Annotated in this window: 16 protein-coding genes; 11 read left to right on the top strand and 5 right to left on the bottom strand. The window is 60.9% G+C overall.

The window, feature by feature from the left end; genetic code table 11:
• The first annotated feature begins 64 nt into the window (after window positions 1–64).
• Genes IU397_RS03885 through IU397_RS03875 form a run of 3 tightly spaced genes read left to right on the top strand, consistent with a single transcriptional unit; the run spans window position 65 to window position 2,870 of the window.
• Window positions 65–1,000 carry a nucleoside hydrolase gene (locus IU397_RS03885; RefSeq protein ID WP_204410927.1) on the top strand — a complete coding sequence of 312 codons (936 nt, stop codon included), beginning with the start codon at window positions 65–67 and terminating at the stop codon, window positions 998–1,000.
• Entirely contained in the window at window positions 997–1,452 is a 456-nt protein-coding gene (locus IU397_RS03880; RefSeq protein WP_204410924.1) for an N-acetyltransferase, read from the top strand. The genes IU397_RS03885 and IU397_RS03880 overlap by 4 nt, the downstream gene beginning before the upstream one ends.
• Window positions 1,449–2,870 (top strand): YdiU family protein, encoded by a 1,422-nt coding sequence (locus tag IU397_RS03875; RefSeq protein ID WP_204410921.1) that lies wholly within the window; start codon window positions 1,449–1,451, stop codon window positions 2,868–2,870. Before IU397_RS03880 ends, IU397_RS03875 begins: the two co-directional genes overlap by 4 nt.
• A 104-nt stretch (window positions 2,871–2,974) precedes the next feature.
• On the opposite strand, the gene IU397_RS03870 is transcribed toward IU397_RS03875, so the two are convergent.
• Window positions 2,975–3,862 carry a DMT family transporter gene (locus IU397_RS03870; protein ID WP_204410918.1) on the bottom strand — a complete coding sequence of 296 codons (888 nt, stop codon included), beginning with the start codon at window positions 3,860–3,862 and terminating at the stop codon, window positions 2,975–2,977.
• 180 nt (window positions 3,863–4,042) lie between these two features.
• Between IU397_RS03870 and IU397_RS03865 the strand changes: the two genes are divergently transcribed.
• The 5 genes from IU397_RS03865 (at window position 4,043) to IU397_RS03845 (ending at window position 8,167) form a co-directional block, all read left to right on the top strand.
• Window positions 4,043–4,498, top strand: a complete 456-nt coding sequence (locus IU397_RS03865) for a GNAT family N-acetyltransferase (RefSeq protein ID WP_204410915.1) — start codon at window positions 4,043–4,045, stop codon at window positions 4,496–4,498.
• Window positions 4,498–5,892: a DUF2927 domain-containing protein gene (locus IU397_RS03860; RefSeq protein WP_204410912.1), complete on the top strand. Its 1,395-nt coding sequence runs from the start codon at window positions 4,498–4,500 to the stop codon at window positions 5,890–5,892. The genes IU397_RS03865 and IU397_RS03860 overlap by 1 nt, the downstream gene beginning before the upstream one ends.
• A 15-nt stretch (window positions 5,893–5,907) precedes the next feature.
• Window positions 5,908–6,072, top strand: coding sequence for a hypothetical protein (locus tag IU397_RS03855; protein ID WP_204410909.1), 165 nt, complete (start codon window positions 5,908–5,910; stop codon window positions 6,070–6,072).
• A gap of 45 nt (window positions 6,073–6,117) precedes the next feature.
• Window positions 6,118–7,302: a VWA domain-containing protein gene (locus IU397_RS03850; RefSeq protein WP_204410906.1), complete on the top strand. Its 1,185-nt coding sequence runs from the start codon at window positions 6,118–6,120 to the stop codon at window positions 7,300–7,302.
• Between the two features lie 166 nt (window positions 7,303–7,468).
• A complete protein-coding gene (locus IU397_RS03845) occupies window positions 7,469–8,167 on the top strand; it encodes a M48 family metalloprotease (protein ID WP_204410904.1) in 699 nt (232 codons plus the stop codon).
• A gap of 145 nt (window positions 8,168–8,312) precedes the next feature.
• Here IU397_RS03845 and IU397_RS03840 read toward each other — a convergent pair whose 3' ends face one another.
• Window positions 8,313–8,858, bottom strand: a complete 546-nt coding sequence (locus tag IU397_RS03840) for an RSP_2648 family PIN domain-containing protein (protein ID WP_204410901.1) — start codon at window positions 8,856–8,858, stop codon at window positions 8,313–8,315.
• Window positions 8,858–10,051 (bottom strand): RSP_2647 family RNA methyltransferase, encoded by a 1,194-nt coding sequence (locus tag IU397_RS03835; RefSeq protein WP_204410899.1) that lies wholly within the window; start codon window positions 10,049–10,051, stop codon window positions 8,858–8,860. Before IU397_RS03835 ends, IU397_RS03840 begins: the two co-directional genes overlap by 1 nt.
• 463 nt (window positions 10,052–10,514) lie before the next feature.
• Between IU397_RS03835 and edd the strand changes: the two genes are divergently transcribed.
• The gene (gene edd / locus IU397_RS03830) at window positions 10,515–12,320 is read left to right on the top strand and encodes a phosphogluconate dehydratase (protein WP_204410897.1); all 1,806 of its coding nucleotides are present in this window, start codon (window positions 10,515–10,517) and stop codon (window positions 12,318–12,320) included.
• Window positions 12,321–12,380: 60 nt separating this feature from the next.
• Window positions 12,381–13,028 carry a bifunctional 4-hydroxy-2-oxoglutarate aldolase/2-dehydro-3-deoxy-phosphogluconate aldolase gene (gene eda / locus IU397_RS03825; RefSeq protein WP_204410895.1) on the top strand — a complete coding sequence of 216 codons (648 nt, stop codon included), beginning with the start codon at window positions 12,381–12,383 and terminating at the stop codon, window positions 13,026–13,028.
• 376 nt (window positions 13,029–13,404) lie between these two features.
• Here the strand turns inward: eda and IU397_RS03815 are convergent, their stop codons facing one another.
• Window positions 13,405–13,677 carry a hypothetical protein gene (locus IU397_RS03815; RefSeq protein ID WP_204410893.1) on the bottom strand — a complete coding sequence of 91 codons (273 nt, stop codon included), beginning with the start codon at window positions 13,675–13,677 and terminating at the stop codon, window positions 13,405–13,407.
• Between the two features lie 35 nt (window positions 13,678–13,712).
• Window positions 13,713–16,481: a glutamine-synthetase adenylyltransferase gene (locus IU397_RS03810; RefSeq protein ID WP_204410891.1), complete on the bottom strand. Its 2,769-nt coding sequence runs from the start codon at window positions 16,479–16,481 to the stop codon at window positions 13,713–13,715.
• Window positions 16,482–16,736: 255 nt separating this feature from the next.
• Here IU397_RS03810 and IU397_RS03805 point away from each other — a divergent pair, with 255 nt between their 5' ends.
• Entirely contained in the window at window positions 16,737–17,156 is a 420-nt protein-coding gene (locus tag IU397_RS03805; protein WP_204410889.1) for a DUF2852 domain-containing protein, read from the top strand.
• Window positions 17,157–17,180 lie beyond the last annotated feature (24 nt).

Genomic DNA, 17,180 nt, shown 5'->3' with positions numbered 1-17,180 from the left:
CCTCCGAACCGGTCTGGACAAGCGCATGCCGCCGCGCCAAGGTCCGCCCCATAGCGGAGGCCCCATGCGCAAGATCATTATCGACACAGATCCAGGCCAGGATGACGCCGTGGCGATCCTTCTGGCATTGGCCAGCCCCGATGCGCTTGACGTGCTGGCCATCACCTGCGTGGCAGGAAATGTGCCACTGGATTTGACCACTCGAAATGCACGCATGATCTGTGAGTTAGCAGGTAAAGTTGATGTGCCGATCCATGCGGGATGCGACCGCCCGCTGGCCCGCATGCTGGTCACGGCAGAGCATGTGCATGGCAAGACCGGGCTCGACGGGATCACCCTGCCCGACCCGAAAATGCCCCTCGCCGACGGCCATGCCGTCGATGCGATCATCTCTCTCGCAAAGGCCAATCCGGGCGTCACGCTTTGCCCCCTTGGCCCCCTGACAAACGTGGCCACGGCGCTCAATCAAGCGCCCGAAATCGCAGACAACATCGTTGAAATCGTTCTGATGGGTGGCGCATATTTCGAGGTTGGGAACATCACCCCAGCCGCAGAATTTAACATCTACGTCGATCCGGAAGCCGCCGAGGTCGTGTTCAAATCTGGTATCAAGCTTACCGTTCTGCCGCTTGACGTCACCCACAAGGCGCTCACCACCCGCCCCCGGGTTGAACAGTTCCGCGCCCTGGGCTCCGTCGGACAGGCCGTCGCCAGTTGGACCGATTTCTTTGAGCGCTTTGACAAACAAAAATATGGCAGTGAGGGCGCCCCTCTGCATGATCCTTGCGTGATTGCCTATCTGCTACGGCCAGAGCTCTTCTCGGGGCGCTACATCAATGTCGAGATCGAAGTACAAAGCCCCCTTACGCGCGGCATGACCGTCGCCGATTGGTGGGGGGTCACCGGTCGCGCGCCCAATGCGACCTTCATTGGCGATGTGGATGCGGACGGGTTCTTCAACCTGTTGACTGAGCGGATCAGCCGACTGCCCGTGTCATGAGCACACGCCTTCACCTCGCCGGACCGGATGACGCGCCAAAGCTGTTGGCCCAGATCGCGGCCTTTCACGCCGACCATGGCATCGACCAGACCGATGCGTTCCGCCAGGCAGCCCTTGCCCCCCTCCTGGGCGGCAGTCCCCATGGCGCAGCCTATCTGATCGGCCCGCGTCGCGCCCCTGTTGGATATTTGGTGATCTCCTTTGGATACTCGCTTGAAATGGGGGGGATCGACGGTTTCCTTGATGAAATCTATATCCGCCCGGCTGTCCGTGGTCGCGGCATGGCGACAGAGGCTTTGGCTGCGCTGCTGCCCAGCCTGGCGGAAGCCGGCGTCAAAGCCCTGCATCTTGAGGTCAAACGCGACAGGCCAGAGGCGCAGGGCCTCTACAAGCGCCTCCGGTTCGAACCCCGCGCAGACTATCACCTCATGACACGGCGGCTGACCCAATGAGCATCGCCTTCACACACAGCTATGCGGATCTGCCGCCGCACTTTTACACCGAACAGCCTCCCAGCCCGGTGGTTGATCCCAAGCTTCTGTTTCTCAACAACGCCTTGGCGCAGGAACTTCAGCTAGATCAAGCCGCCTTGCGTAGCGCCGACGGTATCGCCATGCTCGCCGGGAACCATGTTCCCGACAGTGCGCGCCCCCTGGCTCAGGTCTATGCCGGTCACCAGTTCGGCGGCTGGTCCCCGCAATTGGGCGATGGCCGCGCGGTGTTGCTGGGGGAGGTCATTGATCGCCACGGCACCCGCCAGGACATTCAGCTCAAGGGCTCCGGCCCCACTCCCTATTCCCGCATGGGAGACGGGCGCGCCTGGCTCGGACCCGTCTTACGCGAATACATCGTTTCAGAAGCGATGGCGTCTTTGGGCGTCCCCACGACACGCGCCTTGGCCGCTGTATCCACAGGCGAAACAGTGCTGCGTGAGGCCCCCTTCCCAGGCGCCATCCTCACCCGGGTCGCCATCAGCCATATCCGCGTTGGTACCTTTCAGTATTTTGCCAGCCGCAACGACAGCGCCGCTCTCAAAGCTCTCACCGAACATGTCATCGCGCGCCATTATCCCGATGCGACCGGCCCGATGGACCTGCTCAGGCAAGTCTGCACAGCCCAGGCGCACCTCATTGCCCAATGGATGAGCTTGGGCTTCATCCACGGCGTCATGAATACCGATAATTGTCATGTCGCGGGGATCACCATCGATTACGGCCCCTGCGCCTTCATGGACACCTATATCCCCGACAAGGTTTTCAGCTCCATCGATCAATTTGGCCGCTATGCCTATAACAACCAGCCCGAAATCGTCGTCTGGAACCTGGCGCAATTCGCCACCAGCCTTTTGCCCATCATGGGCGACCGCGACGCCGCCATCGAAGAAGCGACCGAGGTTATACATACCATACCCGACACATTCCAGGCGGCCTGGTTGGCGCTTTTTCGGGCAAAGATCGGCCTCACCACCAGTCAGTCCGGTGATATGCAACTGTTAGCAGATTTGATGACGGCGATGGCCCAGAACCAGGCCGATTTCACCAATACGTTTCGCGCCCTCTCGGGTGACAAAGCCCGCGATGCGTTCACCGATCCCGCCGCCTTTGATACTTGGGAAACCAATTGGCGCGCCCGCCTGGCCAGCGAACCGGACGGGCTGGCCGAACGCCTTACCAAGGCGAACCCGGCCTTCATTCCCCGCAACCACAGGATCGAACAAGCAATCCAGGCTGCCCTGACGGGCGATCTTGCCCCGGCCCAACGCCTTATCGACACATTGACCCGGCCGTTCGAAGATCAACCCGACGCCGCTGACCTGCGCCGACCGCCGACCGATGAAGAGGCCGTGCGCCAAACCTTTTGCGGCACCTGATCCACACCGGTTCTTTTTCTGATCAGTAGCGTACCCTGGGCGAACACCAAAGGCGGTGGGGGCAGCGCCCCCAATCGGTCGGATTGTACAGGCGATCCGCCACCCTAACCCCGAATCGGCCGATTGATTAGCCAAAGCCCGGCTGACACCAACACGAGGGCCACCAGAATTTCACTCCCAACATCCTCATTCAGGATCACCCATCCAAAGGCCACGCCAAAGATTGGCGACAAAAACCCAAACGCCGCAACAGACGCGGCGGGGTAGATCTTCAAGAGCCAGAACCAGAACATGAAACCCAGCGTCGCCACGACCACGGTCTGAAAGGCCAACCCGATCCAATGGATCGCCTCTGGCTCCCGCAGCAACGGGCCAAACAGCGGCGACAGGGCCAATAACAGCACCGCGGAAACGCTAACCTGCCACATCAACTGCATCTCGGCCGCAATCTCACGGATGCGGGTGGCGCGGACACATAGGGCAATTCCCGTCCACCCCAATGCCGCACCCAATGCAAGCAGATCGCCCAGCAGTGAAGCCTCCCCGCCGCCATCGCGCGTGACGATTGCCCAGACCACACCCAAAAAGGCCAGGGCAAGCCCAGCCAGCTTTGGTTTGGTCAACCGTTCCGCCTCCAAAAGAAAGTGACCGGCCAATGCCAGCCACAATGGCATCGAATAAAAGATCACGCTGGTCCGGGTCACCGTCGTCAGATCCAGGGCCAGAAACAGGCACACGAATTCGAATGTGAAAAACAAACCGATCAGGACGCCCGGTCCCAGCATATTGCGCGCAAAGACGACCCGCTTGCCACACAACACCATGAACAGCCAGATGCAACCAACGGCGCCAAGGGATCTCAACCCGGCCGAAAAGATCGGCTGTAACCCGTCATTAACGATTTTAATGGCAACCTGATTGAAACCCAAAAGTGCAGAAAACAGGATCAGCGAAAGTGCTCCAAACGCATCAATCCTGTGCTTACGATCCATGCCGCCTCCTGCTGCGTTATTCCGACACCTTCTCGGCCCCCGCAGGGCTGGCCAACCCTGGCTATGCCCTATGACGCAGGACGGCAACGCTCACCTAAATGTTTGGCTCGAAAGGCTCCTATCGGATTCACTTGGCCCCAGAACACGTTTAGCGTGAACCAGACCCAGACCGGAGCCACCATGTCCGCCAGCCTGACCATCCGCCCTGTGACCGCCGGCGACAAACCGAACTGGCATGACCTTTGGCAGGCATATCTGGCCTTTTACAACACGGAATTGCCGGCCGAGATCTATCACAGTTCGTTCGCGCGGCTGCTCGACCCGGCCTGCCCGGATCTGAACGGTTTGATCGCGATGCAGGATGATCAGCCCATAGGCCTTGCCCATTACATCTTTCACCGGCACATGTGGCGACAGAACGATGTCTGCTATCTGCAGGACCTGTTCGTTGCGCCCGACATTCGCGGCTGCGGCGTGGGGCACGCCCTGATCCAGGCTGTTTACGATAAGGCCGATACTGCCGGGGCATCAGGTGTGTATTGGCTGACACAATCGGATAATACGAAAGCGCGCCGCCTTTACGACCAGATGGCCGACCTGACCCCGTTCATCAAATACCAGCGGAAGGCCGCGTGATGATCCGCCAACTCATCGCCTTTGGCACCTTGGCCGTGCTGACAGCCTGTGCCGCCGTCCAGCCGCCTGACGTGGCAGAGCGGCGCGCGCCCCTTGCCGCCTCCACTCTGCCCCCGATGAAGACCTTCGGCACATCCCGCGCCACCCGCCCTAGCAGGTCGAACGCAGCCCTGGCGCAGGACTTCATGGAACTCTCCTTCATGATGGAAAGCGGCCGAAAACTTGACCGCTTCACCCGGTTCGAAGGGCCTATCACCATCAAGGTTACCGGACCGGCGCCGCCCACATTGCAACCCGATCTGACCCGGCTTTTGGGCCGGTTCCGGCGCGAGGCCGGCCTGAATATCCGGCAGGTTCCGGCGGATCAGGAGGCCAGCATCGCCATAAGCGTCCTGTCGCGCCGCGAATTGCAACGGGTTGTACCGCAAGCTGCCTGTTTCGTAGTACCAAATGTGCAAAACTGGCAGGATTTCAAGCGCATACGCCGAACCCGCGCCGTTGACTGGACGTTGCTTGAGGCGCGCACGCGGGCCGCAGTTTTCCTTCCCGGCGATGTCAGCCCGCAGGAAATTCGCGACTGTTTGCACGAGGAAGTCGCTCAGGCCCTTGGTCCCTTGAACGACATCTACCGCCTGCCTGACAGCGTCTTTAACGACGACAATTTCCACACGGTGCTGACCGGCTTCGACATGCTGATGCTGCGCACATATTATTCCCCACAATTGCGCAACGGAATGGCGGAGGCAGAGGTCGCAAACCGGTTGCCCACCATTCTGGCCCAACTGAACCCGCGCGGACAACGGGGCCTGGCCAGCGGATCATCGTTCACGCCGCGCTCTTGGATCGACACGATCGAAACCGCCGTAGGCCCTAAAACCTCCTTTGCCGGACGCCGATCCGCGGCCAAGCGGGCCGTGAGCATCGCACAATCGCGGGGCTGGACGGGATCGCGCAATGCGTTCTCCCTATATGTGTTGGGCCGGTTGAGCCTGATCCGCGAGCCCGAATTGGCGCTGACCTCTTTTCGTCAAGCAGGCGCCATCTACCGCGCCCGTCCGGAAACACGGGTGCAGGCGGCCCATGTGGCCATGCAATTGGCGGCCTTCTCGCTGTCCGCCGGTCAAGCCGACACGACGCTGGCACTCGTGAATGAAAGCTTACCCGCGGTGGCCGCGGCAGAAAACGCGGCCCTGCTCTCAACCCTACTGATGATCAAGGCGGAAGCCCTTGAATTACAAGACAGATCTTCGGAGGCACGCACAGTCCGGCAAGACGCTTTGGGGTGGGCACGCTACGGATTTGGCCCAGAACAAGTGGTCCGGGCGAGACTTCAGGAGATCTCGGCCCTTGCACCTTCGATCAAACCCACGCAAACCGCGCTGAACAATCGGTAACAACGGCGGGCTGGCATGATTGTCATTGCAGGACTGGTGGGCGGCGGCATTTTGGGTGCCATGACTGCGCGCAAACGTGGCGGCAAAGGGCTGGACATGGCGCAATATGCCGCTGGATACGGGATCGCCCTTGGCTTGGTCGGCCTGTTCCTGACGATCGTGATCGAACGGATGCTGTAGCTGCACCCCATTCCCCTCCACCGCAATTCGCCCTATCGTTATCACATGTTTTTGCCATTTTTCTTTACTCTGCGGAAGGCCCGCGTACCGGTTACCGTGCGCGAACACCTGACCTTTTTGGAGGCCATAGGCCGTAACCTGACGACCTATGACATCGAAGGGTTCTATTATCTGGCACGCGCTGCCTTGGTGAAGGATGAACGCCACATTGACCGGTTTGATCAGGCTTTTTCCCATAGCTTCAAGGGGTTGGAGGAAGTCTCCGCCGAAGCAGTGATGGAAGCTGTGGACATCCCGCAAGACTGGCTGACCAAGCTAGCCGAAAAGCACCTGACCGAGGAAGAGCGGGCGGAGATCGAGGCCATGGGCGGTTTTCACAAGCTGATGGAGACTCTCAGGGAACGTCTTAAAGAGCAGGAAGGTCGCCATCAGGGCGGTAATAAATGGATCGGAACCGGAGGAACATCGCCGTTTGGCGCCTATGGCTACAACCCCGAAGGCGTACGGATCGGACAACAGGAAAGCCGACATCAGCAGGCGGTAAAGGTCTGGGACAAAAGGGAATTCCGCAATCTGGATGATGGCGTGGAACTGGGCACGCGCAACATCAAGGTGGCGTTGAAACGGTTGCGCCGCTGGGCCCGTGACGGGGCCAATGAGGAACTGGATCTGGACGGCACCATTCGCGCCACTGCGGAGCATGGTTATCTGGATGTGCAGACCCGACCTGAGCGGCGCAACGCGGTGAAAGTCCTTTTATTTCTGGATGTTGGCGGCTCTATGGACCCCTATATTCGCGTCGTCGAAGAGCTGTTTTCTGCCGCCCGGGCTGAGTTCAAGCACCTGGAATACTTCTACTTTCACAATTGCCTGTATGAAGGTGTCTGGCGCGACAATCGCCGGCGCTGGCAGGCCCAAACCCCAACAGCCGAGGTGCTGCGCACCTATGGCGCTGATTACAAATGCATTTTCGTAGGAGATGCGAGCATGAGCCCCTATGAAATCCTGTATCCGGGTGGCGCCAATGAGCACTGGAATGCCGAACCCGGCCAGCTTTGGCTGGCCCGGGCGCGCGAGCAGTGGCCAAATCATTTGTGGATCAACCCCCTGCCCGAGCGGCATTGGCAATATACCCAGTCGATCAGCATGATCCGCCAAATCTTTGAAGATCGCATGGTGCCCATGACGCTGGACGGCATCTCCCGCGGTATGAGGGAACTGAACGGCTAACGCCGGTCACATGGCATGCACAACTTATGCATATACCGTATGTATCCCAGACATATGCTCCGCGCGGTCGGATCATGATCCGTTGACGCTCCGGACCGGCCGGTCCCGTTCGAAATCACGGTGATCCGCCCTTGCCGATACGCTATCTGCGCCCGATATTGCAGATATGTTCAAAATTCTACCAATCCTATTGGCTGTGATCTATGGCATTGCGATGTACCGCTTCTCGGTTTGGCGGACGGCAAGGATGCTCGACAAGGAATCGACCGAGCTTTCGGATCCGATGCTGAACATCCTGACAGACCGCATGGCCGGTGCGTTGGAGATCGACCGGATCCCGGTCCATATCTACGAGGTTGATGTGGTCAATGGCCTGGCGGTCGAGGATGGCCGGATCTTCATCACCCGCGGCTTCTTCAACAAGTATCGCCAAGGCGACGTTTCTGCCGATGAGATGGCCAGTGTCATCGCCCATGAGCTTGGCCATGTCGCCTTGGGCCATGCCCGACGGCGGATGATCGACTTTTCCGGCCAGAATGCCCTGCGCGTTGTTCTGATCACCATCGTCAACCGGTTTATTCCAGGGTTGGGCGTCTGGATCGCCAACATGTTGATGTCACTGATCTCAGCCCGGCTCAGCCGGTCGGATGAGTACGAGGCCGACGCTTATGCGGCTGCCCTGCTGGTCAAATCCGGCATCGGAACGGGCCCGCAAAAAACCCTGTTCGGGAAGCTGGCACAGATCACCGGCAATATGGGGGCTGGTCCACCAGCTTGGCTACTAAGCCATCCAAAGACCGAGGATCGGGTCAAGGCCATCGAAGAACTGGAAGCCCGGTGGGATACTCCAAGACTGGAAAGCTGATCTCGCCGCTGCCGTGCGACACTTACACAACCGTTACATCATCATGTGTTCAAAAATATCCCCGCCGGAGGCACTAAATCTAGTGGCGCGATAATTGAGTTTGTGCGTCCGGTGGGGATATTTTTGAACACATAATGAGAAAGATTTAACGATCTAGCGCACGGGCAAGGCGTGGAAGGCGAGCCTTTTTTAGAAGAGCGCGGCGGGTTTTGGGGACATTTTCGAGGTTCCGGGATTGGGCATAGATGCGATCCGCGGCCTCGGTCACGATATTGGTTCGATCAAGCCACAGCTTCATAAGGAAACTATCTGGATCATTCCGGTCTATCCCTTCTTCGTGGAGGGTATGGCGCGGGAAGTCCTTGGCGTTCCAGGTCAGGATCAGGTCGGCTGATCCGGCGATGGCAGCGGCCAGGACATGGATATCGTTTTCATCGGGAAGCCAGAGGCGGGCCATATCGCCCTCTTTCGGAGTGACGATGGCATTTGGCCAGGCGGCCGTAGCCAGGGCAATCTCGGCCTGGGCCTGCACCTGTCCGGCTGGGCCGATCTTGCGGGCGGCGTGAGCCCATTCCTCAAGAATACGTGGGGACCAGAGCGGTTGGAACAGGCCTGCCTTGGCCACTTGAAGCAGCACCTCGCGGGCGACGGTCGGGTAAAGAACGCAGGTGTCGATGAGGACCTTCTTCATCACAAACGGCAGATCACGGATTTGAGGTAGCTCGTTTCTGCCAGATGCGGGAGCACCGGATGATCGGGCCCGGCGAACCCCGTATGGAGGATCACACCGCGGCGACCGGCACGGCCAATCCCGCGGGATGACGCATTGCGAAACCGGGTCAGATCAGCGGCGTGGGAGCAAGAACACAGGCCCAGGATCCCACCCGGTGCCACCAGCTTGGCCGCGAGCCGCGCCGTGCGTTCATAGGCGCGCAGACCGGCCTCCAATGCGGGCTTGGCTGGCGCAAAGGCTGGCGGATCGCAGATGATCAGATCGAAGGTTGCGCCCTCTTTCGCCAGTTCCTCCATCACCGCGAAGGCATCGCCTTTGCGTGTTGCAAAGCGATCGGCGCAGCCCATGCGGGTGGCACCTTCTTGCGCCAGGGCAAGGGCTGGGGCCGAGCCGTCGATGGCTGTGACATGGCTGGCCCCGGCAGCGAGGGCGGCCAGTCCGAAACCGCCGACATGGGAGAATACGTCCAGCATGCGCGCGCCTTGGGCGAATTGGGCCGCAAAAGCATGGTTGGGGCGTTGATCGAAGAACAGGCCAGTCTTCTGGCCGCCGATCACGTCGGCCATGTAGATCGCACCGTTCATGGGGACGGGGATCGGGCCTGAGATGGCGCCGGTCAGAACAGTCGTTTCTTCATCCAGCCCTTCCAGCGTGCGGGAGCGGCCCGTCGCGTTTTTGACGATTGTCGTCACACCGGCGACCTGTTGCAGCGCGGCAGCGAGCGGTGTGAGCAAGCGGTCGGACCAGGCGGCATTGGGCTGGATGACGGCGACGTCGCCGAACCGGTCGATGACGACACCTGGCAGGCCGTCGGCCTCTGCATGGATAAGGCGGTAATAGGGGGCATCAAACAGCTTTTGGCGCAGGTCAAGCGCGCGGCTGAGATGGGCAGCGAACCAGTTTTGGTCAATGATTGCACGGGGATCGCGGTCCAGCATCCGGCAGATGATCTTTGAGTGCGAATTGACGGCGACCAGGCCAAGCTCTTGCCGGTCAGCATCGGTCAGTAAGGCAATGGTGCCGGCATCCAGCGCCTTGGACCGGCGATCCAGCACCAGTTCATCGGCATAGACCCAGGGGAAGCCATGGCGGATGGCTTTGGCATCGGCCTTGGGCCGCAGGCGAACGGTGGGGTGGTCTGTTTCGGTCATCCCCCCCAGCTACGCCGGATCGCGTCGGGCGAAAAGAGCTTAGCGCACCATACCCACGGACCACATGTAGTTTGAGTTCAGTTGCGGGACGTTGCGCGATACATCCGGGGCGCTGCACGCACAGATGAACAACAACCCCAACAGGGCGATGAAGAGTTTTGACGGCATTGTCCTGCATTCCTTTCGGGCGAGCGGCCCTGACTGCTTGGGGAGGCGGGCGCTTTGGCCCGGCAATCTCCGGCATCTTCGGCCAGTTCATTAAGGAATTACGCGAGTTCGGTTTACCGTTGATTACGTGCCAGGCGCGCGGCCTCATGAATTGCAGCATTTGGTTAACGGATCCGCCACGGAGGACACTGATCGCCGGGTTGCGGCAAATGCACGGGCTGGGCAATGTTCACTTGCCCGGTTAGCGCTAACAAGCTACCTCATGGTCAACGCAACCCAGCGCGGAGACGTTGCTATGCCCCTGCACCCGACCCTGCACGCCGTCACAGATCGTATCAAGGACCGGAGTGCTGCAAGCCGCAGCGCTTATCTGGAGCGGATGGCGAAGGCGGCCGGTGACGGGCCGCGCCGGGCACATCTGAGTTGCGGTAACCAGGCCCATGCCTATGCCGCGATGGGGGAGGATAAGGGCGAGTTGGTGGCCGAACGCACTGCCAATCTGGGCATCATCACCGCCTACAATGACATGCTGAGCGCGCATCAGCCGTTTGAAAGCTTTCCCGCCGTGATCAAGGCGGCCGCCCGGGCTGCGGGCGGCACAGCGCAGGTGGCAGGTGGGGTGCCCGCCATGTGCGACGGGGTCACACAAGGCCAGACCGGGATGGAGTTGAGCCTGTTTTCGCGCGATGTGATTGCGCTGGCGACCGGTGTTTCACTAAGCCACAACACCTTTGATGCGGCACTTTACCTGGGTGTGTGCGACAAGATCGTACCAGGCTTGGTGATTGCCGCAGCTACCTTTGGCTATCTGCCGGGGATCTTTCTGCCCGCGGGGCCGATGGTCAGCGGGTTGCCCAATGATGAAAAGGCCAAGGTGCGCCAACAGTTTGCCGCCGGAGAGATTGGACGGGACAAACTGATGGAGGCGGAGATGGCCAGCTATCACGGCCCGGGAACCTGCACCTTTTACGGCACGGCGAATTCGAACCAGATGCTGATGGAGGTGATGGGCCTGCACCTGCCCGGGGCCAGCTTTGTCAATCCGGGCACGCCGTTGCGGGAGGCATTGACCGTAGCGGGAACCGAGCGCGCGATGCAGATCACCGCCCTTGGCAATGATTATCGCCCTGTCGCGCAGGTTTTAGACGAGAAGGCGTTTGTGAACGGGATCATCGGGTTGATGGCGACCGGCGGCTCCACCAACCTGGTGTTGCACCTGCCTGCCATGGCGCGGGCGGCGGGGGTAATCCTGGATTTGCAGGACTTCTCGGATCTGTCGGAGATCACGCCGCTGATGGCCAAGGTTTATCCCAATGGGCTGGCCGACGTGAACCATTTCCATGCGGCTGGCGGCCTGGGCTATATGATCGGGCAGTTGCTCGAGGCCGGATTGCTGCACGAGGATGTGACGACCGTGGCGGGGGATGGTCTGTCACTTTACACGCAGGAACCCAAGCTGAGGGACGGCGCGGTGGTCTACGGCCCCGGCCCCGTGGACAGCCAGAATGACAAGATCCTGCGCCCTGCCACCGACCCGTTCCAAAAGACCGGCGGCCTGAGAGAGCTGAAAGGCAATCTGGGTCGCGGGATCATGAAGGTCTCGGCCGTGGCACCAGAGCGCCATGTGATCGAGGCCAAGGCGCGGATCTTCAGCACCCAGGATGCCGTGAAAGCCGCATTCAAGGCCGGTGAGTTTACCGAGGATACGGTGATCGTGGTGCGGTTTCAGGGGCCATCGGCCAATGGGATGCCGGAACTGCACGCGCTGACGCCGTGTCTGGCCGTCCTGCAGGATCGCGGGCTAAGGGTCGCGTTGGTGACCGATGGGCGGATGTCGGGCGCGTCGGGCAAGGTGCCATCGGCGATCCATGTCACACCAGAGGCGGCCAAGGGTGGCCCACTGGCGCGGCTGCGTGATGGCGATGTGGTGCGGGTGGATGCCGTAACCGGCGCGCTGACCGTGCTGGCCGCGGATTTCGATCAACGCCAGCCCGTGCAACCTGACCTGTCTGCCAATGACCATGGGACGGGGCGCGAATTGTTCACGATGTTCCGCCATACTGTGGGCCTGTCGACCGATGGGGCCGGTGTAGTCGTTTGACCTTTGCCACGGCGCGGGGCACATGACCGGTATCCCATTCCGCCAGACAAGGACATTTCGATGACCCCCGATACCCTGAGCCGTCGTCCACGCGAAATCTGCATGTTGGCGCCGGTTGTCCCCGTTCTTGTCGTGCATGACGCCGCCATCGCCAAGGATCTGGCCAAAGCGTTGGTGGCGGGCGGCTTGCCCGCGCTGGAGGTTACCCTGCGCACCCCTGCAGCACTGGATGTGATCCGCGAGATGGCAGATGTCGAGGGCGGCGTGGTTGGGGCAGGCACGTTGCTGACACCTGACGATGTTTCGGCGGCGGTTTCGGCGGGCGCGCAATTCGGCGTCTCACCCGGGTCGACGGATCGGTTGTTAGAGGCCTGCGTGGCCGCAGATTTGCCATTACTGCCGGGTGCTGCCACTGCGACCGAGGCTATGGAGCTGTTGGAAAAGGGCTACACGGTCCAAAAGTTCTTTCCAGCGGAGGCGTCCGGCGGGGCTGTGGCGCTCAAATCCCTGTCCTCCCCCCTGCCCCAGATCAGCTTTTGCCCGACAGGCGGGGTCAGCCTGAAGAATGCTCCCGATTATCTGGGCCTGCCAAACACACTCTGCGTCGGCGGAAGCTGGGTGGCGCCGACCGGATTGATCGAGGCTGGCGATTGGGACGGTATCACCGCCCTGGCCCGGGAAGCTGCCAGGTTGCCGCGGGCGGCCTGATTCTGTGGGTGCCGGGTCAATGACGGCCAACGCGTTTGCGCGGTTGTGGGAAGACGGTTGGAACAGTCACGATCTGGATAAGATCCCGGACCATTACCAGATCGACATCGTCCTTCGATCCTGAAAGGTCGTGCCATTGGTTGGCTCTGGCGAAATCATCGGAATGGAAAGGCTGCGTGCTCACTGGTCTGCCGCATTGGCCCGTCAACCGGGCCTTCGTTTCCGGGTTCAAGACGTGTTCGAAGGCCATGAAATGATGGTGATCACATCTCTGAACCATCACGGCGTTCTGGCCGCCGAGACGCTATATTTCGATGATACCGGAAAGATCTATCAGGCGGCGACGTGCCATCGGGCGAACTAACGCCTGGCCCGGTCAGGAGGCAACGCGCCCCTTTCGGCCACCACGGCGTTTGCCTGCGCCAGGATCCGTGGCAAGCCCTTCTTTCAGGACAGCCGTCATAGGATGGTCGGGGGCCTCGGCCCCATAGCGCTCCAACAGGGCCATGATGGCCGCGCGGTCCTGAATGCCCGCACCCGTGGACAGCGCCCAATCGACGAAGATCGACCGGCATTCCGGGGATGAAATACCATCGATCCGATAACTGTCCTGGATCAGGCCCTTCGGGTCCAGTGCGTCGCCTTTCATGGCATCTCCTTTACTTTGGCGAAGTTAGCGGATGCTCAGGGCGCGGCAAGGGCATCCGTTATGATCCGATCACATTCGGAGGCCAGCTGGGTCAGATGCGCATTCAGCTTGGCAAGGTCCGGTTGTCCTGTCTCCCGCAGGAGGACCTGTGCGCCGCCTTGCCCCAATGTGGTGTCAGAGACCGCGCCATCGGCCACCAAACGGCCCGCGCTTTGAACAGATCGGCATAGGTTATGCATCCGAGTGAGCGTGGCGATGCTATCATCCGGGATCCATCCAGCAGCCTGGAGCAACTGTTCAGGGATGGTGCCCGCGGCCTGCCCCGACAGAACTGCCGCCGTTTGGGCCAACAAGGCGATGTCCTGGGCGCGACCGGCGCCCAGCTTTGCTTCATAGGCCGAGAGCTGACCAGCCTGGCTGGCCAGCCGGGCCCGCATATCCACCAGATCGGATAGGACCTGTGCCCGGTCATGGGGCGCGCCAAGAATGGCGCGCCGAGCTGCGGCCACATCAACTTGCACCTGTTCTGGACCGGCCACGGGGCGCGCAAGGGTCAACGCGAGGTGTTCCCAGGTCCATGCTTCTTCTGCGTGGTAGCGTTGAAACGCAGCCAGGGATGTGGCCACCGGTCCCTGCTTGCCCGAGGGCCGCAGGCGCATATCGACGTCATAGAGCTTTCCTTGCGCCGTTGGGGCTGAAAGCGCTGTGATCAGAGATTGCGTCAGTCGAGCATAATAGGGGCGTGCGGCCAGGGGGCGGGGACCATCGGAGGTGTCGTTTCCGTCCGCATCGTAGATGACGATAAGATCGAGGTCGGAATGGGCATTGAGCCACCCGCCGCCCAACGACCCCATGGCCAAAATGACCGCCCCGCGCCCCGGGGGCGCTCCATGCCGCCGCGCCAGATGCCCCAAGACGGCCGGGTACAGCGCCGCAAGGACAGATTGGGCCAGGTCGGCATACTGCGCGCCAGCCTGGGTCGCATCCGTCAGACCGCGCAAGTGATGCACGCCGATGCGAAAATGCCACTCCTTGGCCCAGAGGCGGGCCGCATCAAGCTGCGCCTCGTAGTCCGGCGCGGCCTGCAACGCGGCACCCAATCCGGCCTGCAGACTGAGTTGATCCGGCCAGGGCGCAAAGAAATCACCGCCGATCACCGCATCCAAGACCCGGGAATGGCGTGACAGATAGCGGGCCAGCGGTGGCGCGGTCGCCGCGATATCCACGATCATCGCGCGCAATTTCGGGTTGGCCTCGAACAGGGAAAAGATCTGAACGCCGGCAGGCAGGCCCGACAGAAAACCATCGAAGGCTGCGAACGCCTCCTCCGGTTTGGTGGCTTCTCCTAGTCGCTTTAGAAGGTCGGGTTTAAGCCGCTCAAAGATCTCAACAGCGCGGGCGGAGCGCATGGCGGGATAGCGCGCCCATCCCTTTACGATGGGGGGATCATCCCCCCGCGGGGCCGCCGCGCCATTATCAGGGCGAAAGAACGCCTCTGTCAGGCCCGCCACACGGTCGAGCCGCGTGCGCAACTCTGCCCGGAAGGCGCCCGTATCCCCCTGCCCCATCATCCGCGCGATGCGGTCAAAACCCTGCTCGGATTTGGGAAGAAGGTGGGTCTGGGCGTCGGCCACCATCTGAAGGCGATGTTCAACCTCCCGGTGGGACCGGTAATCCGCAATCAGCGCATCCGCTGTTTGGTGATCGATCCAGTCGCCCTCTGCAAGGCACCGCAGCGCATCGACCGTGCGCGCACTGCGCAGCGTGGCGTCACGCCCCCCCGCGATCAACTGGCGGGTCTGGGTGAAAAATTCGATCTCACGGATCCCGCCGCGCCCCAGTTTCAGATCGCGACCATCAAGCCGATCCCCGTGCAGGCCCTTATGGTCGCGGATCGCCTTGCGCATGTCATAGGCATCCTGAATGGCGGCGAAATCCAGGTGCCGCCGCCAGACAAAAGGGCGGAGCCGATCAATGAATGCCGCACCAACGGCGATGTTACCGGCACAGGCGCGCGCCTTGATAAAGGCGGCCCGCTCCCAGGTGCGGCCCACGCTTTCATAATACTGTTCCGCCGCGTCGATGGCGACGCAGACCGGCGTCACGGCAGCATCGGGGCGCAGGCGCAGGTCGGTGCGAAAGACATAGCCATCGGCGGTGATGTCACTGAGCATTGCACAGGTCTTGCGGGTGGCCCGGATGAATGCAGCGCGCGCCTCCCCCACATCGGGCCCGGTGAAACGGGTATTGTCGAACAGGAAGATCAGGTCGATATCGGAGGAATAGTTCAATTCCCCCGCCCCCATCTTTCCCATGGCCAGTACTGTGACACCTGCTGCATCGGTCAGATCATCGGGGCCGTCGCCCGGCACTTTGCCCCGGTTCAGTTCAACCAGCAGCGCGGATTTAAGGGCCGTATCCACTGCATGATCCGCTAGGTTGGTTAATGCCGCGGTCACATCCTGCAGGGTCCAGACACCGCCAAGATCCATGAGTGCGACCCACAGCGCCATCCGCCGCTTGGCCCGACGCAAGGCGGGGCGCAACTCGGCCTCGGGCCTTGGGGAGAGATCGGCCAGAATGTCATCTGCCACCGTGACGGGATCTTGGGTCAGTGCGTGCGCCAGCCAAGTCCGCTCCTTTTCCAACAGACCCCGGAGGAAGAGGCTGCACCCCGCAGTCCCCATTAGCAGATCGGCCACGGCCTTCACCTGGTCGGGATAGAGGTCTGCAATATCCGCGGCCGCCTCGGCGTCGAATGGTAGGGGTGTGCGGATGATCCGGGAGGCGAGGTTTGGCGACATGGTCAGAGCCTTGCCGCGGGAATACCCGCGGGTCAATGATGTGTTTTCCAGGGCTTCGGCTGGAACAACCGGCGCCCTGCTTGAACGGTCCCTGAGGCCTATACCATTGCGAAACGTCAATAAATTCGACTTTATCGAAGGTGATAGCTCGGGATGTGAAATAGTTTTACATACCGGCTTGACGGATGCGTGACCGGTCCCCATCTCATGTCATGTGAAAAGCATTCACATACAATCGCAACAACGGAGACCTACATGACACCTGCTGTATCCGCTTCTTCTGGCCAGTCCTGGTTTGGCCGGACCGAGGCTTGGCTCGATGACCGGGGCAAAGGCGCCTGGATCGCAGCCATGGTTCTGGGATTTGTCTTCTTCTGGCCCATCGGCCTGGCCTTTCTCGCATATATGATCTGGAGTAAGCGCATGTTTTCAGGAAGTTGCGCCAAACGGCGCGATCACAACCACATCCGTGGCATGAAGTTCAAATCGTCAGGCAACATCGCGTTTGACGCCTATAAATCGGAAACGATCCGCCGGTTGCAGGATGAACAGGAGGCGTTCGAAGCCTTTTTGGAACGTCTGCGCGCCGCCAAGGACAAATCCGAATTCGACCAATTCATGGATGACCGCGCCAAAAGCGCCAGGTCCGACGACAGCGCCGCTGAGCCTGCCTAATCCGACACTGCAAAAGGCCGATCC

The organism is Actibacterium sp. 188UL27-1 (genome assembly GCF_016901225.1).
In the GTDB taxonomy this organism is placed as follows: domain Bacteria; phylum Pseudomonadota; class Alphaproteobacteria; order Rhodobacterales; family Rhodobacteraceae; genus 188UL27-1.
This window is presented reverse-complemented; position numbering and strand designations above follow the sequence as displayed.